This window comes from Arsenicicoccus sp. UBA7492, from assembly GCF_002479615.1.
GTDB lineage: Bacteria > Actinomycetota > Actinomycetes > Actinomycetales > Dermatophilaceae > Arsenicicoccus > Arsenicicoccus bolidensis.
Window position 1 is genome coordinate 20,223 of sequence record NZ_DLOE01000027.1, and the last position, 21,601, is coordinate 41,823.

Annotated in this window: 25 protein-coding genes; 12 read left to right on the top strand and 13 right to left on the bottom strand. The window is 71.3% G+C overall.

Annotated features, from left to right (window positions below; genetic code table 11):
• Positions 1 to 190: 190 nt before the first annotated feature.
• Positions 191 to 487: a hypothetical protein gene (locus B4E97_RS07610; protein WP_019285893.1), complete on the bottom strand. Its 297-nt coding sequence runs from the start codon at positions 485 to 487 to the stop codon at positions 191 to 193.
• A 366-nt stretch (positions 488 to 853) separates the two neighbouring features.
• On the opposite strand from B4E97_RS07610, the gene B4E97_RS07615 reads away from it, so the two are divergent.
• The 3 genes from B4E97_RS07615 to ftsW all read left to right on the top strand — a co-directional run bounded on the left by B4E97_RS07615 (position 854) and on the right by ftsW (position 4,702).
• Positions 854 to 2,335 (top strand): alkaline phosphatase, encoded by a 1,482-nt coding sequence (locus tag B4E97_RS07615; protein ID WP_019285894.1) that lies wholly within the window; start codon positions 854 to 856, stop codon positions 2,333 to 2,335.
• A 163-nt stretch (positions 2,336 to 2,498) separates the two neighbouring features.
• Positions 2,499 to 3,044 carry a hypothetical protein gene (locus B4E97_RS07620; RefSeq protein ID WP_019285895.1) on the top strand — a complete coding sequence of 182 codons (546 nt, stop codon included), beginning with the start codon at positions 2,499 to 2,501 and terminating at the stop codon, positions 3,042 to 3,044.
• Positions 3,045 to 3,445: 401 nt separating this feature from the next.
• The gene (ftsW, locus tag B4E97_RS07625) at positions 3,446 to 4,702 is read left to right on the top strand and encodes a putative lipid II flippase FtsW (RefSeq protein WP_050347335.1); all 1,257 of its coding nucleotides are present in this window, start codon (positions 3,446 to 3,448) and stop codon (positions 4,700 to 4,702) included.
• Between the two features lie 37 nt (positions 4,703 to 4,739).
• Here ftsW and B4E97_RS07630 read toward each other — a convergent pair whose 3' ends face one another.
• The 9 genes from B4E97_RS07630 to B4E97_RS07670 form a co-directional block, all read right to left on the bottom strand.
• Entirely contained in the window at positions 4,740 to 5,558 is an 819-nt protein-coding gene (locus B4E97_RS07630; RefSeq protein ID WP_037214229.1) for an undecaprenyl-diphosphate phosphatase, read from the bottom strand.
• Positions 5,555 to 7,057 (bottom strand): sodium/calcium exchanger protein, encoded by a 1,503-nt coding sequence (locus B4E97_RS07635; protein ID WP_286959314.1) that lies wholly within the window; start codon positions 7,055 to 7,057, stop codon positions 5,555 to 5,557. The genes B4E97_RS07630 and B4E97_RS07635 overlap by 4 nt, the downstream gene beginning before the upstream one ends.
• The gene (locus tag B4E97_RS07640) at positions 7,054 to 7,581 is read right to left on the bottom strand and encodes a signal peptidase II (RefSeq protein ID WP_019285899.1); all 528 of its coding nucleotides are present in this window, start codon (positions 7,579 to 7,581) and stop codon (positions 7,054 to 7,056) included. The genes B4E97_RS07635 and B4E97_RS07640 overlap by 4 nt, the downstream gene beginning before the upstream one ends.
• On the bottom strand, positions 7,578 to 9,539 hold the full coding sequence (locus tag B4E97_RS07645) for a heavy metal translocating P-type ATPase (RefSeq protein ID WP_037214234.1): 1,962 nt from the start codon (positions 9,537 to 9,539) through the stop codon (positions 7,578 to 7,580). Before B4E97_RS07645 ends, B4E97_RS07640 begins: the two co-directional genes overlap by 4 nt.
• Complete coding sequence (locus tag B4E97_RS07650; RefSeq protein WP_050349261.1) at positions 9,532 to 9,948, bottom strand: ArsR/SmtB family transcription factor; 417 nt, start codon at positions 9,946 to 9,948, stop codon at positions 9,532 to 9,534. Before B4E97_RS07650 ends, B4E97_RS07645 begins: the two co-directional genes overlap by 8 nt.
• Before the next feature lie 166 nt (positions 9,949 to 10,114).
• Positions 10,115 to 10,948: a ZIP family metal transporter gene (locus tag B4E97_RS07655; RefSeq protein WP_037214236.1), complete on the bottom strand. Its 834-nt coding sequence runs from the start codon at positions 10,946 to 10,948 to the stop codon at positions 10,115 to 10,117.
• 360 nt (positions 10,949 to 11,308) lie between these two features.
• Positions 11,309 to 11,704 (bottom strand): TlpA family protein disulfide reductase, encoded by a 396-nt coding sequence (locus B4E97_RS07660; RefSeq protein ID WP_172669750.1) that lies wholly within the window; start codon positions 11,702 to 11,704, stop codon positions 11,309 to 11,311.
• A 105-nt stretch (positions 11,705 to 11,809) separates the two neighbouring features.
• The gene (locus tag B4E97_RS07665) at positions 11,810 to 12,742 is read right to left on the bottom strand and encodes a cation diffusion facilitator family transporter (protein WP_050347337.1); all 933 of its coding nucleotides are present in this window, start codon (positions 12,740 to 12,742) and stop codon (positions 11,810 to 11,812) included.
• Positions 12,739 to 13,230 (bottom strand): ArsR/SmtB family transcription factor, encoded by a 492-nt coding sequence (locus tag B4E97_RS07670; protein WP_082176745.1) that lies wholly within the window; start codon positions 13,228 to 13,230, stop codon positions 12,739 to 12,741. Before B4E97_RS07670 ends, B4E97_RS07665 begins: the two co-directional genes overlap by 4 nt.
• A 134-nt stretch (positions 13,231 to 13,364) precedes the next feature.
• On the opposite strand from B4E97_RS07670, the gene B4E97_RS07675 reads away from it, so the two are divergent.
• The 4 genes from B4E97_RS07675 (at position 13,365) to B4E97_RS07695 (ending at position 16,488) form a co-directional block, all read left to right on the top strand.
• Entirely contained in the window at positions 13,365 to 14,009 is a 645-nt protein-coding gene (locus B4E97_RS07675) for a DUF3105 domain-containing protein (RefSeq protein WP_037214245.1), read from the top strand.
• Positions 14,010 to 14,011: 2 nt separating this feature from the next.
• Positions 14,012 to 14,827 carry a DUF305 domain-containing protein gene (locus B4E97_RS07680; RefSeq protein ID WP_050347338.1) on the top strand — a complete coding sequence of 272 codons (816 nt, stop codon included), beginning with the start codon at positions 14,012 to 14,014 and terminating at the stop codon, positions 14,825 to 14,827.
• A 481-nt stretch (positions 14,828 to 15,308) separates the two neighbouring features.
• Complete coding sequence (locus tag B4E97_RS07690; protein WP_239266252.1) at positions 15,309 to 15,731, top strand: sigma factor; 423 nt, start codon at positions 15,309 to 15,311, stop codon at positions 15,729 to 15,731.
• A gap of 64 nt (positions 15,732 to 15,795) precedes the next feature.
• Positions 15,796 to 16,488 carry a zf-HC2 domain-containing protein gene (locus tag B4E97_RS07695; protein WP_050347339.1) on the top strand — a complete coding sequence of 231 codons (693 nt, stop codon included), beginning with the start codon at positions 15,796 to 15,798 and terminating at the stop codon, positions 16,486 to 16,488.
• A 234-nt stretch (positions 16,489 to 16,722) separates the two neighbouring features.
• Here B4E97_RS07695 and B4E97_RS07700 read toward each other — a convergent pair whose 3' ends face one another.
• From B4E97_RS07700 to B4E97_RS18975, 3 genes are read right to left on the bottom strand one after another with little or no spacing between them, the layout of a single operon-like run.
• A complete protein-coding gene (locus B4E97_RS07700) occupies positions 16,723 to 17,076 on the bottom strand; it encodes a hypothetical protein (protein ID WP_239266250.1) in 354 nt (117 codons plus the stop codon).
• Positions 17,077 to 17,079: 3 nt separating this feature from the next.
• Positions 17,080 to 17,574, bottom strand: a complete 495-nt coding sequence (locus B4E97_RS07705) for a DUF6328 family protein (protein ID WP_019285910.1) — start codon at positions 17,572 to 17,574, stop codon at positions 17,080 to 17,082.
• 7 nt (positions 17,575 to 17,581) lie between these two features.
• Complete coding sequence (locus B4E97_RS18975) at positions 17,582 to 17,938, bottom strand: undecaprenyl-diphosphate phosphatase (RefSeq protein WP_019285911.1); 357 nt, start codon at positions 17,936 to 17,938, stop codon at positions 17,582 to 17,584.
• Between the two features lie 148 nt (positions 17,939 to 18,086).
• Here B4E97_RS18975 and B4E97_RS07715 point away from each other — a divergent pair, with 148 nt between their 5' ends.
• The 5 genes from B4E97_RS07715 to B4E97_RS07735 all read left to right on the top strand — a co-directional run bounded on the left by B4E97_RS07715 (position 18,087) and on the right by B4E97_RS07735 (position 21,441).
• Positions 18,087 to 18,323 carry a hypothetical protein gene (locus tag B4E97_RS07715; protein WP_156188124.1) on the top strand — a complete coding sequence of 79 codons (237 nt, stop codon included), beginning with the start codon at positions 18,087 to 18,089 and terminating at the stop codon, positions 18,321 to 18,323.
• A complete protein-coding gene (locus tag B4E97_RS07720; RefSeq protein ID WP_286959331.1) occupies positions 18,320 to 18,517 on the top strand; it encodes a hypothetical protein in 198 nt (65 codons plus the stop codon). The genes B4E97_RS07715 and B4E97_RS07720 overlap by 4 nt, the downstream gene beginning before the upstream one ends.
• A gap of 861 nt (positions 18,518 to 19,378) precedes the next feature.
• A complete protein-coding gene (locus B4E97_RS07725; protein ID WP_019285916.1) occupies positions 19,379 to 19,591 on the top strand; it encodes a hypothetical protein in 213 nt (70 codons plus the stop codon).
• A 64-nt stretch (positions 19,592 to 19,655) separates the two neighbouring features.
• Complete coding sequence (locus tag B4E97_RS07730; protein WP_019285917.1) at positions 19,656 to 20,024, top strand: Lsr2 family DNA-binding protein; 369 nt, start codon at positions 19,656 to 19,658, stop codon at positions 20,022 to 20,024.
• Positions 20,025 to 20,952: 928 nt separating this feature from the next.
• Complete coding sequence (locus tag B4E97_RS07735; RefSeq protein WP_286959333.1) at positions 20,953 to 21,441, top strand: helix-turn-helix domain-containing protein; 489 nt, start codon at positions 20,953 to 20,955, stop codon at positions 21,439 to 21,441.
• Positions 21,442 to 21,601 lie beyond the last annotated feature (160 nt).

Sequence of the window (21,601 nt, forward strand, 5' to 3'; positions counted from 1 at the left end):
GCTGCCCGACGTCCTCCGCTTCGCTCCGGCCCCTGCGGGGTGCACCCACCGGCTCCTGGCCGCGCCTTCATTCCATTGCCCCGGAGGGGGCGGGGGATGGTCGCCCGGCCAACCCCACCGCTGGGGTCGCGCGCGGCTCACCTGCGTCGGCCCGCGTTCCTTGACGCTGGGTGCCGATGGTGGGCTTTCCTCAGTTGGCGGCTCCGAGCGTGGCCCCGCCGTCGATAATGGCGTTGACAGTGTCTTGGGTGGCCAGGAGCACTTCGAGCTTGCCGTTGGTGATGCGGCTCGCGCTGATCGCTTGGGCGGGAGTGTCTGGTCGTGCCGCGCCGGCCTTCCAGGTCCGGCCCGCGTCGGTGCTGACGGCGACCGTGCCGTCGATGGTGATCCCGGCTGCGGTGGCCTTGTCGGCCCAGGCGAGCATGGTGAGCAGCGGCGCGCCCGGCGCCTTCGTCCAGGTCGTGCCATGGTGCCGGTCCAACGTCACAGCAGGGGTCCAAGCACCGGCCAGTCATGCAGGCCCGCAAACGGCCCGCCCTCGCGCGGCGCCCCGGCCCGTCGTCGACCCACCGATCACACTCTGCCGAGCACGACCTCGATTAGCTATGCAGACCAACGACGAGACATGGCACCCGCCCAGCCCTTGACGCTAAACACCTCACGCTGATGACCGGGCGTTGTGACCAGTACTTCGTGCGCGGTCCCGGCGCGGCAGGCCGCTCGTCGGCGAGCGTTCATCGTCTGGTCACGTGACCGTCGGCCGCAGCCGACCCTCGCGGCCCTAGCGTCCGGCTGGGCGCCGGCTGCGGCGCCCATCGAAACGTGAGTGAGGAATGCTCAGATGCGAACCAGGATGAAGGTGACCAGCGCGGCCCTTGCGGCCCTCGCCGCGGTCGCAGGAACCGCGGGTGCCATGGCCGCCCCCGCGGCAGGGGCACAGGGGGCCGACGACGGTCGGGTCAAGAACGTGGTCTACCTGCTGGGTGACGGCATGGGCCGCACCCACGTGGATGCCGCGCGACTGCGCTACTACGGCGCCAACGGCAAGCTCAACATGGAGCAGTTGCCGGTCGTCGGGCAGAACGCGACCTACTCGGTCGAGAAGAACTCCGGTCAGCCGGGCAAGGCCGACTTCCACCCCAACTACGTCACCGACTCGGCGTCGGCGGCGACCGCCTGGGCCTCCGGGGTCAAGACGTACAACGCTGCTCTGGGCGTCGACGCCAAGGGCAAGGTCGTCCCGACGGCCATGGAGCTCGCGAAGTCTGCGGGCTACGCCACCGGCAACGTCTCGACCGCCGAGATCACCGACGCCACCCCGGCCGGCCAGGCCAGCCATGCCCTCGCGCGCGGCTGCCAGGGCCCGAACTACAGCGCCAGCTCGTGCCAGGACCTCGCGATCACCGGCCAGCCGCTTCCCACGAGCGACATCCGCGTGACACCGATCGCTGACCAGATCGCCCGCAACGGCACCGCCGACGTCATCCTCGGCGGCGGGCTCTCGCGCTTCGACACCTCCGATGAGAACGCGCTCAAGGCACAGGGCTACTCCGTGCTCGGCTCGCCAGCCAGCCAGACCGTCGCGACCCGCTCAGACCTTCAGGGCGCCAGCGGCAGCAAGGTCTTCGGCCTGTTCAACAAGGGCAACCTGACCATCGAGAAGTTCAAGCGCGAGAACCCGAGCGCCCCGCAGGACGCCGAGCCCTCGCTGCGCGAGATGACCTCCAAGGCCATCGACCTGCTCGACGCCAAGGCAAAGTCCGGCAACGGCTTCTACCTCCAGGTCGAGGGCGCCCTCATCGACAAGCGGTCCCACGCCAACGACGCCGCCCAGACGCTCGAGGAGACCAAGGCCTTCGACGACGCCGTGAAGGTCGCCATGGACTTCGCCAAGCGCGACGGCCACACCCTCGTCATCGTGACGGCCGACCACGAGTGCGCCGGCTTCAACATCATCGAGAAGGGCACCTTCACCAACGCCGAGGCCGCCGCGCCCCCGACCAACGTCGACAGCGGCAACACCGCCAACAACTCCGCGACCCTCCGCGCGTCCGGCAACGTGAAGGACGGCACCCGCTCCACCGGCATCATCAACGGCGCCGGTGCCGGGGACCCCAAGAACTTCGCGCCCGCGACCTTCCGCACCAAGGATGACCCGGCGGACGTCAAGGACGGCTCCTTAGAGGCGAGCCTGTGGCTCACCTACCTGTCCGGCAACCACACCGGCGCCGACGTGCCGGTCTTTGCCTACGGTCCCGGGTCGCAGCAGCTCGGTGGCGAGATCGACAACACCGACCTCTTCGACGTCGTCACCGGCGCCCTGCGCCTCAAGTGACACCTACGAGGCGCGTCGCGGACGCGAAGACGTGCCCAGCTGAGTCGTGGTGGGCCCCGCGGTCGCATGCCGCGTGGCCCACCACGGCTCGTCACGACCCTGGCAGCGCGGCTCTCAGCACACCTTGGCCATCGGCCCACGCTCATCCCAAGGACACCCCACCATGAAGCGCTCGGCCCTCACCGCGGCCGTCCTCGCCGCCGCTCTCGCCGTCACCGTCTTCGCGGCGGCCGGGGCCGTCACACGCGCTGTGACGGGCCCGCCCGCCCGCCCGGCCTCGGTTCAGGGGCCTGCAGCCGCCCGCGTGTCACTGCCCGGAAACATCCCGGCCACGGGGGAGCCCGGCCTGCCGTCGCTGTCCACGCTGCGTCCCCGTCCAGGCAGCGCGGTCCAAGCGGCCGGCCCCTTCGACGACCGCTTCACCATGACGGGTCTTCGCTTTGACGGCAGGTCCGTCACCGCGTCCGCCACCATCATCAGCGACGTGAGTAACGTGCTCGAGTTCGGGGCGCTGGCCGGCTTCTACGACGCCAACGGCGCCCTCATCGGTACCGGCCGTTTCGACTACCACAACGACGAGAGCGCCCCAGCGCACCAGCACGCAGGCCCGCCCACCGAGCTCGAGAAGGTCAGGATCATCGTCCCCAAGGAGCTGCAGGGCCGCGCCAAGGCAGCGGCCGTCGGCGTACCCGTCCTCGTGAACGAGTAGTGGCCTAGCCGTCGCGAGCCGAGAGGTTGTCAGGACTCGAGTCGGGTGATGGGTGGCAAGGCGCGACCCGCGGGCTGACACGACGACTGCCCGAGATCGTCTATCGCGCTGCTCGGCGCCCTTGAGGAACGTCTTCACACGACACGGGGGACGATCTCTAGAGGTGGGTCCGCTGTAAATCTCCTGGCCCGGGAGACACTGCAACTCATGTGTTGTTTTTCGCGGGGCCGAGGGGCTGCCTGCCCAGACCAGACCCAAGCGCGGGATGTGGCCGCCGCGGTGTCGGTAGCGCGGGTGGCGGGTTCACTGACGAGCCGATGTCTCGGTCCGGTGACGGCGTGAGTCCGGCCGGGCGAGGGCCCACTCCGGCGTCCCGGCCGCCGGGGGCAGGCCCCGGGGGTGTGGATGTTCTCGAGGGCCGCCCGGTTGTCCACATCAGCCGGTTGGAGTCGCCGCTGACGACGTACTACCTCCTGGTGGGTGTCACCGTGACGCTCGTGGTCTTGGGGCTGGTCATGGTCTACTCGGCCTCGAGTGTGGAGGCGCTGCTGCAGGGTCAGGCCTCGTACGCCATCTTCGTCCGGCAGCTGATCTTCGCCGCTGTCGGCGCCGTTGTGGCCGTTGCGGCCGCCCGGGTGTCCCTGCGTGGGTGGCGGCGGCTGGCCGGGCCGGTGCTGCTGGGCGCGCTGGTCCTGCAGGCCGCCGTCTTCGTTCCCGGGTTGGGGGTGAACGTCAACGGCAACCAGAACTGGCTGGCGTTGGGCCCGGTCACGGTTCAGCCGTCCGAGTTCGCGAAGATCGCCTTGGTGCTGACGGGGGCCACCATTCTTGCGAACAAGGGCAGCCGCGTCGGGGACTGGCGGCACGTCCTGCTCCCGTATGTGGTGCCGATCTCGGGGATGGTTCTGGCGCTCGTGCTCGCCGGTCATGATCTGGGCACAGCCATGGTGATGAGCATCCTGATCGCCGCGGTGCTGTCGGTCGCGGGGGCGCCACTTCGGGTGTTCCTCGTCGGTGGTCTTGCGGTGGCTGCAGGTGTTCTGTTGTTGGTTGGCGGCAGCGGTAACCGCGTGGGAAGAATCAGCAACTTTCTCGATGCTGCCTGCCGTGCCGACCCGAACGGCGCGTGCGGACAGTCGGTGCATGGGCTGTATGCGTTGGCGGACGGGGGGTGGTGGGGCGTCGGCCTGGGTGCCTCGAAGGAGAAGTGGGCGTGGCTGTCTGAGGCGCAGAACGACTTCATCTTCGCCATCATCGGCGAGGAGCTCGGACTCCCCGGGACCCTGGTCGTGCTGGTCCTGTTCGGGCTGCTCGCATGGTGCTGCTACCGGCTGGTGGTCAGGGCTCGTGACCCGTTCGTGCGTATCGCCACCGCCGGGGTGATGGCGTGGCTGATGGGCCAGGCCGTCATCAACATCGGCTCGGTCATCGGGTTGGTCCCGGTGGTCGGCGTGCCGCTGCCGTTGCTGTCCGCCGGCGGGTCCTCGATGGTCACCACGTTGCTGGCCTTGGGCATGTTGCTGTCGTTCGCGCGGGCCGAGCCGGGCTGCGCGGCGTTGCTGGCCGGTCGCGGTCCGGGACTGGTACGCAGGAGCATTGCGCGGGGCCGCACCGGTCTGGCTGCCCGCAGCACTGCGCGCAGCACTGGGCGCAGCTAGGCCGCGGGCGGCGTCGGGTTTGTCAGGCTTCGGGCCTTCAGGGCGTGATGAGTCCGGCGCCGAGGAGCCCCAGCAACAGGACGCCGAGCCCGACCCGGTACCAGACGAACGGCGTGAACCGGTGGGTGCTGATGTAGCGCAGGAACCAGGCGATGACGAGGTAGCCGGTGCCGAAGGCCACCACCGTTGCGAGGGCGGTGGGTCCCCACTCCGGTGCAGGGCCCTCGCCCAGTTTCGTCAGCTCCAGCCCGCCGGAGGCGAGCACTGCGGGAACGGCCAGCAGGAACGCGTACCGGGCCGCGGCGGTTCGGGTGTAACCGAGCAGCAGGCCGGCGCTGATCGTGCCTCCGGAGCGGGAGACCCCTGGGATGAGCGCCAGTGCCTGCGCCGTGCCGAGGGCGAGGGCCTGCCGGGTGGTGAGCGCCTCCAGTGGTCGGCGGTTGGCCGCGACCCGGTCGGCGAGGCCGAGGACAAGCCCGAAGACGATCAGGGTGGCCGCGACCAGGCGCAGGTCGCGTAGCGCCGTCTCGATCGTGTCCTGGAAGGCCAGCCCGAGGATGCCGATCGGGACGGTGCCGATGATGACGTACCACCCCAGGCGAGCGTGGGGGTCCGACCGCGGCACCCTGCCGCGCACGGACCGGGTCCACGCCGTCACGATGGCGGTGATGTCGCGGCGGAAGTAGAGCAGCACCGCTGACTCGGTCCCGAGCTGCGTGACAGCGGTGAACGCGGCGCCCGGGTCGGGCCAGCCGGCCAACGCCGCCACCACGCGCATGTGCGCCGAGGAGGAGATCGGCAGGAACTCGGTCAGTCCCTGCACGAAACCCAGCACGAGCGCGATCCCCCAGCTCACCTGTGGCCGCCCGCGCCGGTCGAGCCATCGGGCGGCGCGGACGAGTGCCCGACCCGCGCGCGAGCGGGCCACAGACCGGTGCGCATGACCCGCGTCAGATGGTGGCGGCGTGCCGCCAGCAGGGCGGCACCCAGCGCGAGGTACACCCCGGCGATGGTCAGCCGCACGGTGCCGGCCCAGTCGGCCGGCGCCGTCCACGCGGCCACGAACTGGGCGGTGAACAATCCCAGCAACGACCAGGCTCCGGCCCGGGTGAGTGTGCCGGTGACCACCAGCGCGACCGCGAACACCGACTGCGCGGCGGTCAGGAGCAGCTCTTCTCGTTGCACCGGGTCGATGGGGAGCCCGGTCAGTGAGCCTGCCGAGAGCGCGAACACCAGCGGCAGAATCCCGACCAGCAGCGTCCACTGGTTGATCTTCGAGGAGATCAACGCCCCGAGGGCGGCCGACGACTGCAGCTTGAGCGCCAGCAGCAGGACCGCGATGAACTCCGGCGTCTCCGAGGCCAGCGGCGCGACCCACTGCACGAGCAGGAACTGGCTGACGTGCAGCTGTTCGCCGGTGGCGACCAGGCTCTCGGCGAACGGTTCGGCGACCGCGAGAATGATGAGCGCTGCGGCCGCGAGCATACCGACGGTGATGATGCGGCGGACCCGTGTGGGCAGCTGCGCGACCGCCGCGGCGGGACCGAACAACTCATCGGCCTCATCGGCCTCATCGTCGCTGTCGTCTGTGGCGGGACCCGGGTCCTGCTCCGGTTCGCGTTGGCGCTCGGGATCGCGCTGGGGCTCGAGGGCCCTGACCCGCCACAGGTACGCGCCGAAGATGGCGAACAGGATGACCGTGTCGATGATCGTGAGGCTCGAGCGCAGCGGCAGCGTCAACGCGTAAGCGGTGGCGACGGCGAGATAGGCGAGCTCGACCACCTGAGTGCGCTGCAGCCGCACCGCACTACGCGCCTCCCCGTCCTCACCGTCAGGGCCCATTCCAGCCTCGGAACCTGACCCGTGGGCTTCGGTGGTGCCGCCGACCTCCGGTTGGCGCGCGCCCGGCACGGGCTGGCCGGAGCGGCGGGCACGGCGGGCCGCCGTGATCGCCACCAATGCCACCACGGACCAGCCGACACCGATGAGCAGCCGGTTCGCCCCCGTCATGTTCGCCAGCGCAAGTGGCGCATAGGTGGCCGGGTCCTGGCCGGCCAGCCAGGCGAAGACGACGTCGACTGCGTACTCGGGTAGGACCGCGATGAGCGCCAGCAACGCCAGCGCCAGCCCCTCGCCCAGGTCGATCTCCGCGAGCTCGGTGCCCCACGTCAGTAGAAAGGCGGCGCCGATCACCGCGGCCGCATACCCGGCGGCCGCGGCTGCCGGGGGAACAGACGTGCCGCTGACGCGCAACCACACCCCTGGGAGGGCAGCCGTCAACGGCAGCGCCAGACCGGCCGCGATCCGCATCGTGACCGGGCGTGCTGTCGCGCCTGCTGGCGAGCGGGAGCTCACCTGCGCGCTCCTCGTGCACCGGCGGGCGCGTCGGCCCGGTCCGGGCCGTTGCGGACCACGTTGCTGAGGACCAGCAGGATCACGCCGGCCACGATGGCCGCGTCCGCAAGGTTGAACGTGGGCCACCAGCCGGAGTGCAGGTAGTCGGTCACCACCCCGTCACCGGCGCGGTCGGTGAGGTTCGCGACCGCGCCACCCAGAACCGCGGCGAACGCGGGCAGCTGCAGCCGGGACCCGCTCGGCGCAGCCCGGTACACGAGGGCGGCCACCCCCGCGGTCACGACCGCAGTCACGGCGAGGACCACCCCCGGCGGCGCCTCCGCGGCGAACGAGAACGCCACCCCCGGGTTGTATCCCAGGCGCAGGTCCACCGGGCCCGCCTCGATCCCGGTGGGTGGCACCACGGCCTGTGCCCACACCTTGACACCGAGATCAACCATCGCCACCACGGCCGCGGCGGCGAACACGGTGGCCCGTCGCCCGGCCGCCGGAGCCCCCTGGCGGCTGGGCGGCAGCGTGCTCATCGAGCGTCCGAGAGGCTGGGCGACCCAGCCAAGCCGGACACGCGGCTGGCCGGCAGGGCCGGGGCACGACCGGCGCGGACCCCGTTGGCGATGATGACGACCTCGGCGACCTCGTGGACGAGCACGACGGCCGCGAGCCCCAGGATCCCGAACAGGGCCAGCGGCATCAGCGCCGTGATGATCGCCAGGGACAGGCCGACGTTCTGCAGCATGATCCGGCGGGCGTGACGGGCGTGCTCGAGCGCCTGCGGCAGGTGCCGCAGGTCCTCACCCATGAGCGCGACGTCGGCCGTCTCGATCGCGACGTCGGTGCCCATCGCACCCATCGCTATCCCGAGATCAGCGGTCGCCAGGGCCGGCGCGTCGTTGACGCCGTCGCCGACCATCGCCGTCGGACGCTGCTCGCGAAGGCGAGTGATGATCGCGGCCTTGTGCTCCGGCAGGAGGTCGGCGTGCACGTCGGTGATCCCGGCCTCGGTGGCCAGCGCGGTCGCGGTGGCACGGTTGTCACCGGTCAGCATCGTCACCGTGTACCCGGATCCGCGCAGGTCCGCGATGACCTCGGCGGCCTCGGGACGCAGCTCGTCACGCACGGCGATGGCGCCGATCACGGCCCCGTCGAGCTCGACGAGCACCGCGGTGGCGCCGCCGCGCTGCATCCGCTGGATGTCGGCCGCCAGGGGCCCGTTCGGTAGCCAGCCGGGTCGGCCCAGCCGAGCCTGGCGTCCGTCGATGGTGCCGGTCAGGCCGGCTCCGGTGACGGTCTCGACGTCCTGGGCGTCGGTCACCGTGTCGACGGCCGCGAGGATGGCCCGGGCCAGGGGGTGTTCGCTGCGGGCCTCGAGCGCGGCGGCCACCGCCAGCACCTCTGCCCGGCTGACGCCATCGACAGTGGTGACCTCGACGACACGGGGCCGGTTCGCGGTCAGGGTGCCGGTCTTGTCCAGCGCGATCCCGCGAACCGCGCCGAGGGCCTCCAAGGCGGCGCCGCCCTTGACGAGGACCCCGAGGCGGCTGGCCGCACCCACCGCGGCGACCACGGTGACGGGTACGGAGATGGCCAGCGCGCAGGGCGAGGCCGCCACCAGTACGACGAGGGCTCGTTCGATCCATGTTGCCGGCTCACCGAGCACGCTGCCCACAAGGGCGATGAGGGTGGCGGCAATGAGAACTCCCGGCACGAGGGGCTTGGCGATTCGGTCGGCCAGGCGCTGGCTGGCGCCCTTGCGGGACTGCTCGGCCTCGACGATCCGTACGATCCGGGCCAAGGAGTTGTCGGCGGCGGTCGTGGTGACCTGCACCTCGAGGACGCCGGTGCCGTTGATCGACCCGGCGAACACCTCGCTGCCGGGGCCGGCCTCGACGGGCACGGACTCGCCGGTGATGGCCGAGACGTCCAGGGCGGTTCGGCCGGTGCGGATCACGCCGTCGGTGGCGACCCGCTCCCCGGAACGAACCAGCATCAGGTCCCCGACCCGCAGCTCGGCCGGGGCCACGACGACCTGGGCTCCGTCACGAAGGATCGTCGCCTGCTCGGGAACCAGCGACAGCAGGGCACGCAGCCCGCGACGGGTCCGGGCCAGTGAGTACTCCTCGAGCCCTTCACTGATCGAGTAGAGGAACGCGAGCATCGCGGCCTCGCCCACCTCGCCGAGCAGCACCGCGCCGACCGCGGCGATCGTCATCAGCGTGCCGACACCGATCTTGCCCTTGACCAGCCGTTTCACCGTGCCGGGCACGAAGGTGGACGCGCCCGCGAGCAGCGCCGCCCACAACAGCACCTGCTCGAGCACGTCCGGGCCGCCCCGCCACCTGGTGACATAGCCCGCCACCAGCAGCACCCCGGCAACCGCGCCCGCACGCAGCTCGTCGACCTCGACCAGCCGCTGCGGCGCCTCTTCGCCGCCCTCGGGTGCGCTCACCGGCTCATCGCCGCCGCAGCCACATGCGTCACTCATTCGTGGCCCCCTCCTCTGCTGCGCGTGCCCGGACCCCGGTGGAGGCCGCGGACGGCAGATCGTCGCTGCAGCCGTAGTTCGGGCACAGCGCCACCGCCTCACCGGTCAGCGCGAGCAGACGCTCGGCGCTGGCGAGCAGATCCATCAGTTCAGGGTGGGCCAAGGAGTAGAACATCTGCCGGCCCTCGGGGCGCCCGACGATGAGCCCGCAGTCACGCAGGCACGCCAGGTGCCCCGAGACGGTGCCCTGGGCAAGCCCGAGGACGGTGGTCAGGTCGACGACCCGCCGCTCGCCGGCGGCCAGCTGCGCCACGATCGCGAGCCGGGTCCGCTCTCCCAGTCCGTGAAACAGCGCCGCTCCGCGCATCAGGTCGGCGGCAGCCGGCACATCCATCGTCGTCATTGTCATGTCCCGATGATAGCGGCTAGAAGGGAGCCTGCGGACTACGGTCGCGGTCCCGGCAAACCCCACCTGCTCATCGGGCTGGGGGCTGGGGGCTGCAGGCTGAAGCCGGATTGCGAGTCAGGTACGCCTTTGGCGACCCGCGCGTGATGGCGCGCTGGGGCGGGTAGCCCTACCCGGTGAGCTCCCCGAGGACGTAGACGGCGAGGAAGCCGAGGAAGAACATCGCCGCCAGGGCCGTGGTCTCGGTCTGCTCGTGCGCCTCGACGAGCAGCTCTTCCACGGCCAGGTAGAGCAGGGCGGCAGCGCCGAAGGCGAGAACGGCGGCGAGGGCGGCTGGTCCCGCACCGGCGAGGAGCGCGGCTCCGCCGACCGCACCGACGGCGGTCAGCAGGCCCAGCCCGACGACGGTCGCGGCGGACTGGGCCCGGTTCAGGCCGGCCTCGGTGAGCTCGCTGCCGAGCGACAGCGACAGGAACAGGATCTCGAGAGTCAGCGCGATGGTGAGGATGATGCCCTGTGCCGCACCGAGGACTGCCCCGAGACCGACGAGGAGTCCGTCGATGACGAGATCCATCCCGACGGCGACGAGCAGGCCAAGGGGCAGGGCGACCGCCGCTCGGCGCGCGACCTGTCGGGTGACGGAGGTAGCCAGTCCGCGTCCGTGTGGCGAGCTCACGGTTGAGGCTGCTGCCGAGTCCGACCCCGTTGTGGGCGTCGGCTCTCGGGCGGCCGCGGCCTCCTGACGGCGGGAGTAGGCGGCCATCGCAAGCATGACGGCGACGCCGGCGGTGAACCCGAGGACGGCGTAGGGCAGGTTGCCCTCCTCGCGCAGGCTAGGGAGGACCTCACCTGCCAGGGCGGCGACCACGACGCCCGCGGCGAAGTGCTGGATGGCGCTGACCAGCCGAGGCCTGGGCGGCCTCAGGATGGAGATCGCCGTGCCCGCAGCGGCTGCCGCCACCGGGAACGCGACCAGGGTCAGGGCCTGGGTCACGGCGCTCATCCGGTGCCCTTTCCCCGGGACCGGTCACGCAGCCAGAGCGTGAGCATGATCCCCAGCAACAGGGCCGCGATACCGGCCCAGGCCCAGGAGTGGTTCCCGGGCTCAGTGGGTGGCGGGACGGTGTGGGCCGGGTCTTCGTCGATGGGGCCTGGGATGGTCCAGCTAGGCGTCGGTGTGGGGACTTGCGAAGGAGCCGCGGCCGCCGCGGGGACCATTCTGTCGAGCTGCGTCTGAGATGCTGCACGAGCCGGCTCGTCGGCCTTCGCAGCCCCCGGACCCAGAGCAAGCAGCGGCAGCGCGACGGCAACAGCGATAGCCCCGCAACGCGACCGAAGTCTGCGACGGTGAGCGTGCATAGTCTCAGCCCTTGGCCAGAACGTCGTCGATGAGTCCGGTCAGGACGCTGGCGGTCACCGGCCCGGACACGCGGGCGGCGATGCGGGCGGACCTGTCCAGGACGAGTGTCGTCGGGGTGGCAACCGCCTTGCCCTGCAGGGCCAGGATCGGGACGCCGCCGTCGTAGGCCAAGGACGGGTAGGTGATGCGGTGCTGGCGCTGGAAGGACAGTCCGGTGGCCGGGGTCTCCATCTTGTCCAGCCCGAGGAACCGGACGGGAAGGCGTCGTCGCTGAACGGATTCCCAAGCCTTCTGCAGATCGGCCGACTCGCTGATGCAGGGCGGGCACCACGACCCCCACACGTTCACGACGAGCACCGTCCCGTGCAGGTCTGCGTTGGACCAGGGCCGCCCTTCCAGCGTCGTGCCGGGCGCCGCAGCCCGCCAGCAACGCGGCGCCCCCGACGGCCACCAGGCTGGAGGCCAGCTGCAGCGCGCGGCGTCGAGTCAGCGGGACGGTGTCGCTCACCATGAGGTCTGGGCGCAGGCGCTGGAGCCCGCGGGCTCGACCTGCAAGGTGGCGTGCTCGATGCCGAAGCGCTCACGCATGACCGCTGCGGCCTGGGTGAGGATCGTGGCGGAGTTCGCCGAGGGGGCGCCGGCGTGCGGGTCTGCCATGACGAGGTGGGCGGTGGCGACGTTCATCCCGGAGGTGAGCGTCCACACGTGCAGGTCGTGGACCTCGACCACACCGGAGATCTCCGACAGGGCCTGCTCCGCCTCGTCGGGGTGCATGCCCGCCGGCGCGTGCTGCCCGAGGACGGCCAGCACCTCGCGGCCGAGCATCACGGCGCGGACGGCCACGAATAGGGCGATCGCCAGGGCCACGACGGTGTCCCACCACGTCTGCCCGGTGGTGCCCACGAGGATGGCGGCGGCGATGACCCCAACAGATCCGAGGGTGTCGGCCAGGACCTCGAGGTAGGCGCCCTTGACGTTGAGGCTCTCGCTGGCGCCGGCGCGCAGCAGCACGATGCTGATGAGGTTGATGAGCAGACCGAGGGCTCCGACGACCAGCATCGGGCCGGAGGCGACCTCGGGCTCGGCGCCGATGCGTCCGAGGGCCTCGATGCAGATGTAGACGGCCACACCCAGCATGAGCAGCACGGCCAGGCCCGAGGCGAAGACCTCGGCCCGGTAGGAGCCGAACGTGCGTCGCCCGGTGGTGTCTGCGCGGGTGGCGATGCGGGTCGCGACCAGCGCCGCCCCCAGCGCGACGACGTCGGCCGCCATGTGGCCGGCGTCGCTGATCAGGGCCAGCGACTGGGAGGTCAGCCCGACGACCAGCTCGACGACGAAGAACGATGCGACCAGCCCGAAGGCCAGCTGCAGGCGCCAGCGGTGGGCGCCGGCGGCAGAGCCGCCCCCGCCGTGTCCATGCCCGTGTCCGTGGCTCATGCGCTTGCTCCCGTTCGCGTGGAAGCGGCGCGCCGCGTAGAGACGCGAGAGGTCACCGACTGAGCGGTGGTGGGCTCCACGTGCTCGACCGGAGCAGGCTGGGTCGCGGTGTGCTCGTGGGTCATGTGCTCACGCGTCAGGTCCAAGAGCATCCGCACGTGCGCGTCCGCGAGGCGGTAGTACATGAGGCGTCCGTCACGGCGGGCGGTGACGACCTGCGACGCGCGCAGCAGGCGCAGCGACTGCGACACCGTCGTCTCTGCGACAACGGTGGCTGCGGCGAGGTCACACACGCACAGCTCGCCGGCCTCCAGCAGGGCGTAGAGCAGCTTGGCCCGGGTCGGGTCCCCGAGCAGCTTGAACACGGCCGACACCTGGACCAGGTCGTTCTCGGGCAGGGCGCGGGCCCGGACGTGGCGCACCGTCTCCGGGTGGACGCAGTGGTCGGTGCAGGCATCGATCACGAGGACCGCTTCATCTGAACGCATGCTCAGATGTTACGGTACGCGCAATGCGTTGTGGACCGCCCGTCCGAACCGGGTGCACGCGCCAGCACGACAACTCACACGACCGCCCTGCCGGTGCCGCGACGGTGCCGCGCGGGCCCCTGCCTGGAGGTCCCATGCCTGCTACCCCGCACAACCGCGGCGCTGACCGCGAGGAGCGCCGCCACCGAGCCGCCACGATGGCCGCCGCGCAGAAAGCTCAGGAACGACGCCGCTCGGTCCTGCTCTGGGGTGGTGTCGCCACGGTCATCGTCGCCATGGTGGCCGCCGTCGGCATCGTCGTGCTCAAGGAGCGCGCCGACCGTCCGACGCTCGACGCGGTCCGCTCCTACACCGTCAGCCAGGGCCACGTCAGCACTCCCGTCGCCTACGCGCAGACCCCGCCGGCCGGTGGCGAGCATGCCCCCGTGTGGCTCAACTGCGGCACGTACACCAAGCCGGTGCCCAATGAGAACGCCGTGCACTCCATGGAGCACGGCGCGGTCTGGGTGACCTACCGCGAGGGCCTGCCGGCCGACCAGGTCAAGAAGCTGACAGCGGCGCTGCCCGACACCTACATCGTCCTGTCGCCGTACAAGGGCCTGACCGCTCCCGTCGTCGCCTCGGCGTGGGGCAAGCAGCTGACCCTCGACAGCGCCGCCGACCCGCGCCTGGCCGAGTTCGTCAAGGTCTACCGCCAAGGGCCCCAGACCCCGGAGCCGGGCGCAACATGCACCGGCGGGACCGACGGAACCGGCGCTCCCGTCCCGCAGGGGATGTGACGGTGACCAAGGACGCCGACACCGGTTATCTCTCGACCGGGACTCCCGAGGATGCGAGCGGCTCTCGCGCGCCGACCCTGCGCGTCCTGACGGGACGGGTCGCGCTCGTGGGGGCCGTGCTCGTGACCGTGTTCGTAGCCTTGGCCGGGTTCGCCGGCTACCAGCTCGGTCGCGCCGGCGACGCCCCCCGGGAGGGCGGCGCCGATGTCGGCTTCGCCCGTGACATGCAGGCCCACCACAACCAGGCCGTGCAGATGGCTCTCATCATCCGCGACAAGACCGCCGATCCGACCCTGCGCGCGGTCGCGTACGACATCGCCACGAGCCAGTCCCAGCAGGCCGGGCAGATGTACGGCTGGCTGGCCCACTGGGGGCTGCCGGCGACCTCCCCGGACCGCCCCATGGCGTGGATGACCGCTGAGCACCACCAGCCAGAGGACGGCCCCTCGCAAGACCCGACCAGCGGCAGCGATCGTCCTAGCGGCACGACGAGCACGCCGGAACCGTCCGCCACCCATGCCGGAATGCCGGGGATGCGCGACAGCGCCAGCTCGAGCACCCCGAACGAGACAGCTGCGGGAGCCATGGGCATGGCCACACCGGCGCAGCTGCAATCCCTGCAGCAGGCCACGGGCGTGGAGGCCGAACGCCAGTTCCTCACCATGATGATCGCCCACCACAGAGGCGGCGTGCAGATGGCACAGGCCGCTCTCCGGTTGGCGACAGAGCCCGAGGTCCTGACGCTCGCCCGCGCGATCGACACGGCACAGACCGCCGAGATCAAGCAGCTGCAGCAACTCCTGGAGGCACGCCGGTGATGGCCCGTCCAACAGCATCTGGTTCGCCCTGGCCGGGTTCGTTCTCGCAGCGCTCGTCGTCGTGGTCGTCGAGCTGAGAGCTCGACGACGTGAGCGTCACACCCGAGGCGCCGACTGGAGCGGGCCGGAACCGCCGCAGCACCCAGAGCCCCGAACGCAGACTCGCGTATGCCGTCCGCCCCCTTCGCGAGGCTGCGCACCTGCGCGGCGGTGGCCGCCACCGGCGTCTCGATCGCCGCCGGGTCGCCCGGCCGGCCGGTGCCTGCCGGGACCGGGGACAGGAAGAGGCCACCCGTGACTGGATGGTGGGCCGGGTTCGGGAAGGTGGCAGGGCACCTGGCCCCACGCTAGGCCGGGACCGCGGCGGACGGCATACGTCCTCGGTGATCTCGTGAGACGGTGCAGGGAGCTGACCGGTGAACCGGAGTCGGCTCGCGGGCGTCTCCGACCCTGGGAGCACCAGTGAGGAGGTGGCGGCGGCATGCCGCTCGACGACGACGCGGCCGCGGAGATCTACCGCGAGCACGGGCCGATGCTGCGGCGGGTCGTCTTGGCGTGCCACGAGCGACGCCAACCGCGTCGACGACACATCGTCCAGGAGGTCATCCTGCGCGTCTGGAAGCAGGCGCCGGAGGCCGAGAACCTGCGCGCCTACCTCATCACCACCGCCCGCCACCTCATCGTCGACCAGTACCGCGCCGCCGGCCGCCGTCCGCAGCAGGCGCAGCTCGTCGAGGTCGCCGAGCAGGACTTCGCCCTCGACCGGGCGCTGGACCAGGTGCTCGTCGAAGAGGCCCTCGGCCGGCTGCAGGCCAACCATCGTGAGATCGAGCGCTGCCTCTACTACGAGCGGCTCACGCCGCCGAGACCTCCGTGCGGGTCGGGGTGCCGGAGGGCACCGTGAAGTCTCGCGCCTACTACGCCGTGCGCAACCTGCGCGTCATCCTCGACGAGATGGGAGTGACCCGATGAACCCCGCATCGGACGACCTGCACGTGCTGCTCGGCGCGTACGTGCTCGGTGGCCTGTCCGACGAGGACCACCGCGCCTACAGCGAGCACCTGCGCACGTGCGGACCGTGCCAGACGGAGCTCGGCCAGGTGTCCGGGCTGCCCCGACTGCTCGACCTGGCCGGACCCGAGGGCGGTCCCCACCTGTCCGACGGCCCCGCCGCCGCGCCGACCCCGCTCATGACCGAGCCCGACGACGAGCGCGTCACGAGCCTGCTCGGCGAGGTCGCCCGCCGTCGACGCCGCCGGCGGACGTGGCTCTCGGGCCTCGCGGCCGCGGCGGCCGCCGTGTTCTTCGCCGGCGGCGCGTGGCTCGGGCCGAAGCTGACCGAGGCGACCACCCCGACCCCGCCGACGACGCACGTGGCCGCGGCCGCGGTGCCGGGCAGCTCGGTGCGCGTCGACATCGCGCTCGTGACCCGCGGCTGGGGCACCCAGCTCGACATCGACTGCGAGGACATGCCCAAGACCGGCGCCCTGGTCCTCTGGGTCATCGACGGCAAGGGTCACGCGACGGCCGCCGCGTCGTGGCGCGCGACGGCGACGGGCTACTCCAAGGTGACCGGCGCGACGGCGTTGCGGCCCAACGAAATCCAGGCGCTGGAGGTCCGCACCGACACGGGGAAGGTGCTCGCCTCGGCCAAGACGTGACGGTCCGGCCGCATGGTCAGAGGCCGGTCCGAGGCCGGTGGGCAGTTGCGTCCGTGGCGGCGTGACGCTGACCTTGCGTCCGTCGAAGGTGACCTCGCTGAGCCACATCGTGCGGCCGAGGACCTCCGAGCCGACCGAGTCGGGCGCCCGCGCGTGGTAGACCATGAGCACCCGGCCGTCCTTGGGTCTCGAGCATCGCGCAGTGCCCCTGACCGGCCGCGACGTCGGTGCTCGTCAGGACCGGTTCGGGGTCCTTCGTGAACGGTCCGGTCGGCGACGACGCGGTGGCGTGTCCCACCGCGTACGCGTCGCTGCCGTAGTCGTTGGCCGAGTAGAAGAGGTGGAAGCTGCGTCGCGCCCGCGGGCGAAGGCCGCCTCGACGAGCCGCCCCTCCCACAGGAGGTCCTGTCGCAGCAGGCGTTTCGGCTCTCCTTCGAGGCGAAGGCCGTCGGCCGAGAGGCGCTGCACCGAGATCCACGTGTCCTTGCCGACGGCGTTGCCGTCGTTCTTCCAGTAGAGGTAGGCCGTGCCGTCCGTCGCGACGAAGGGCGCCGAACGCCCCCGAGCCAGCTCGGGGGCGTTCGGCATTCCTCAGGCCTCGGCGTCCTCACGCCGCCGCCGACGCCGTTGTGACGCGGGGAGCAGCACCCACAGGGTGAAGGCGAGGACCGTCAGGCCGCCACCGAGCCAGAACGCGGTCGATTGCGAGAGCAGCACGTCGAGGACCAGGACGACGCCTCCGATGATGCCGACGCCGAGGAAGAAGAGGCCGGTCCTGATGAGCGTGTCGGTGTGCCGCACGACGAAGTCCTTGAGCCCCTCCCGGAAGAGCATCCGGTGCATCGCGACGGGTGCCATGAACACGAGGGTGCTGACGGCGACGGCGAGCAGGGTGACGACGTAGATCGACCGCTGGAGGTCGGTCAGCGTCGTAAACCGCTGCTGGAAGGGGATCGTGAGCAGGAACGCGAAGAGGATCTGGACGCCCGCCTGGGCGATGCGTAGCTCCTGGAGCTGATCGGCGAAGTTGCGGTCGAGCCGTTCGGCCTCGGTCTCGTCCCGTGTGGAGGGCTGCGAGTCGCTCATGGCTCACCTATACCCCGGATCGTCGTCCGGGTGGTCGCGCGGGCCGCGGCAGTCCGCATCCCCCGGGGGAACGGGCTGCGCCCGCGAGGGGAGACGGCCAGCCGGGCCGGGCCTTGGGGGTCCGCCCGCAGGCCCGGGGTCCACGGGACCGCGTCCAGGTGCGCAGTATGCTCGCGGTGTCGCGGCGGAAGTACAGCAGCACCGCAGACTCGGTGCCGCGCTGGGTGACCACGGTGAACGCGGCGCCGGGGTTGGGCCACCCGGCGGGGGCTGCCACGACCCGCAGGTGCGCCGTGGAGGAGATGGGCAAGAACTCGGTCAGCCCCTGCACCATGCCCAGGACCAGGGCCGCCAGCCAGGTCATCGTGCACCGCCCGCATGGTTGTCGACCCGGGCGTCGTGGCCGGCGGCCGTCAGCGTGCGGCGCAGCTGCAGCACGAGCGCCCGGGTGGCCTCGGGCGCGTTTGGGGTGGGTGCGCGGCGAGAGGAGCGCGGCTGCCACGGTCGCGCAGGTGTACTCCCGCATCACGGGCGGCGCCGTGACCGATCCGAGCGCACCTGCTCCCGCCGTCCTGGCCGCCTACGAGGACCGTCAGGACCAATCCCGCCGGGTCGCTCACGCCGAGCTCGTCGGCGACCTGTTCGCCGCCGGCGACGTCGCAGCCTCCGAGGCCGTGGCCCGCCACTGCGGGCTGTTCACCGTTGACCTCGGCCTCGGCGACGTCCTTGAGGAGCAAGTGCGCTCATGAGCGTCCACACCACCAGCACCCGACCCGGCAGGAGCAGTGCCCTCAGACGCCGCACCATCGCCCCCTACGACTGGACCGTCCTGCTCGTGGTGGCCCAGACCGGTCCCGCCCCCATCCTCCAGCTCGAGCGCCACATCCTGCTTGACCCTGGCACCGCCCAGCCCCCCTGGACCGACTGCTCGAGCACGACCTGATCACTGCCACCACCGGCGGCGAGCCCCTCTTCCAGGTCACGCCGTGCGGCCTGGACGTCCTGGGCGACGTGCACGACCTCGACCACCTGCGCGAGCACTCCTGCTTCACCGCGGCCTGACGGCCCCCGGCGGCACGCGACAGGACCCTTCGCCCGTGTCTGCCAAGACCCCTGGTGGGTGGCGTGGCCCCTGACCGCCACCCACCAGGCTCCACCCCCACCTGACGCACGAGGACCCCATGGCCCACCACCCCAACACCCACGCCGACCTCCGCTCGACCCCCAGCAGCGCCGCAGCCACCGACCGCACGCCCACGAGTCCACACCTCCCGCCCTGCTCTCAGCATGGCTTCACGGCCCAAGAGCCGGCGCAGGCACCCCTCCTGCGCGAGCCGCAGGTCGCGCCGTGACCGGTCGTCGCACGAGCGCTCCGACCGGCCCGCAGGGAGCCGGCCCCGGCGACGCGATGCTGCCCCTGCTGGTACCTCTGCCCGGCCGCGGCACGGCACACGACCTCCCACCACGGTGGGACGGCCGCAAGGTCGCCTGGGAGCCATGGCGAGAGGAGCCGCAGACGTTCATCTGCGGCCGCGGAACCCACGACCAGATCCGGTGCGCGACGTGCCGCACCAACCAGCCCCGGCTGACCTGCACGGGGACGACCGCAGCCGAAGGCGCTCACCCTGCGCGCCGACTGCTCGCCTACCGATGCCGAGGGTGCGGTCATGACACCGTCGTCGAGCTCGCCCGACAGGGGATGCAGGTCTGGGACCTGGACGACAGCGACTACGGCGATGTCGGCTCCCACGACCCCACCCCTCACGCCTACGACCACTAACCGCCCACCAACACAGGAGCACTCATGCCCATCCCCATCCGCGACGCCTCGGCCATCGCCACCGTCCTGAACCACCTCTGCGGGCACCGCGACGCCGACCCAGAGCGCCTGGCCGAGGCCATCGAGACGCTCAACACCGCAGCGCACAAGGCACTGGGGGCGGGAGGCCTGACCCACGGCCAGCTCCAGGTAGCGACCCGCACCCTGCAGCAACTGCGCTCGAGCACCACTCCGTGACCAGGCCCGCCGCACCCATGCCCGTCGGATCACCCCCACCCGCCCCCTCCAGAAGGAGCCAGCCGTGACCTCCACCCCCCGCAACGTATGCCAGGACGCATCTGCCATCCTGGCCGAGGCGCTGGCCAGCGGCGCCCCCAAGCTGATGCGCAAGGCCACCCAGCTGCACGACCAGCTGCAGGACCTGGCCCGCGACCTGGAGGCCCGCAAGGAAGCCAAGGCCCGCACCAGACGGATCGCCGAGCTCGAGTCTGAGCTGCGCAGGCTGCAGGGGGGCCCTTCCAGACGCCGCGCCAGCGCCCGCCCTGCCACCGAGGACGCCGCCGCTCGCACCTGGGCGCGGCGACAGGGGATCGCGGTCCCGGCCGCCGGCCGCGTCCCGGTCTCCATCCTCCAGGCCTACCGCGCCGCCACCCCCGGCCGAGTCGCCTGACCTCCGCCGGGGTGGGCAGTGCTACCGCCCCGTCCCGGCAGCCCACCCCAACGAGATCTCACCGACGGGCGCCCCGCGGCCGAGGGCGGTGGCGGACCGACAGCCACCGACCGCGGGCCCGAAGCGTCCCGCGGTCGAGGACGAGGGCGGACTGTCACACCCTCCCGGCATGATGCCCACGTCATGCCTACCGCCTCCCCGCCTCCGGGCCGCCCAGGGACACCCCTGCGCGATCGTCCCGTGAACGACAGCACCGCCGCGCCACCGCCGCCCCCACGCCTGAGAGCTCGGCGTCACTGCTGGGTGGCGCCCACCAACGAATCTGCTGAGCCGCACCCTGGACTGGTCATCGACTGGCGGCGAGGCCCAGCAGGCCAGTGGCAGCCACGCGTCACCTACGTCGTCGACGAGGGCCAGGACACGGTCGTGGTCACCCAATGGCTCGACCTGGCGTTCGTTCAACCAGCGGCACCCGACGAGCCGCCCAGCACCCAGACCCGCTCGGGCGCATAGTCGCAGAACAATGACGGGATGCTCCCGATAATCAGGAAGGCAATCGACAGGCCAACAGCTTTACAATTGACAATCTGCAAAACTAGGATGGAGGTACAACAACACAGAGAGGCGAAGGGATGCGGAAGAGCGTACGCGAACTGCTCCAAGCCCTAGAGGCACAAGGGTTCACCACCCGCCGCACCACCAAGGGCCACTGGATGGTCCACAAGGACGGCAGATACGTAGGAACCCTGGCCGGAACCCCCTCGGACCACCGATCCGAGAAGAACTTCCTCGCAGCAGCCAGGAGGAGCGGGTTCATCCACAAGGGCCGCTAGACAAGTGGTCCCGGGGCATCCGAACTGCCCCGGGACCACGCCCCAATCCTGCCCCACCCCAGCCTCTCGCACCGCTATCACCCAAGGAGACACCTATGAGCAACGGATACGTGGTCGAGCTCGAGACCGACCACGACGTCGACGAGAACCTCATCGACGACATCATGGACACGCTCGCCGCCGACCATGTCGCCGTCGCGGCGACCGCCCAGGAGCCCACGCACCTGGTCATCACCCTCACCCTGGATATCGACACCCCCCTGCAGGCGGCCGAAACCGCCGTCGACAAGGTCACCCCCTTCGCCCCCGTCATCGGCTTCACCGTCACCCCCGAGCAGCTGCGCGACCAGAGGATGGACCCCACCGCCGAGGCGCTGCCCGACATGCTGCCCGTCTCCGAAGCCGCCGCACTCGCCGGCGTGCGGCGGCAGAGCATCTACTCCTGGCTCGACCAGGGACACATCAAGGGCCGCCCCCCGCGGGCCGGCTACGGCTGGATGGTCGATCGCGCCTCCCTCACGGCCCACCTGCAGAGCCGTCACAAGCCCGCCAGCATTGGAGCAGGAGACGGGACTCAGTCATGAGCCGATTGTGCGCGAGCGCCGCTTGGTGGGCAGTAGATCGCTAGTCACTAGCCGACCCTCACGGTTCGATGCCCAGTTCGGCGTGCTCGGCGATCAGCAAGGCCGCGCGCTTCGTTCCGGGCCTCGTCGTGCTTCCAGGTCCAGGCGTACTCGATGACTT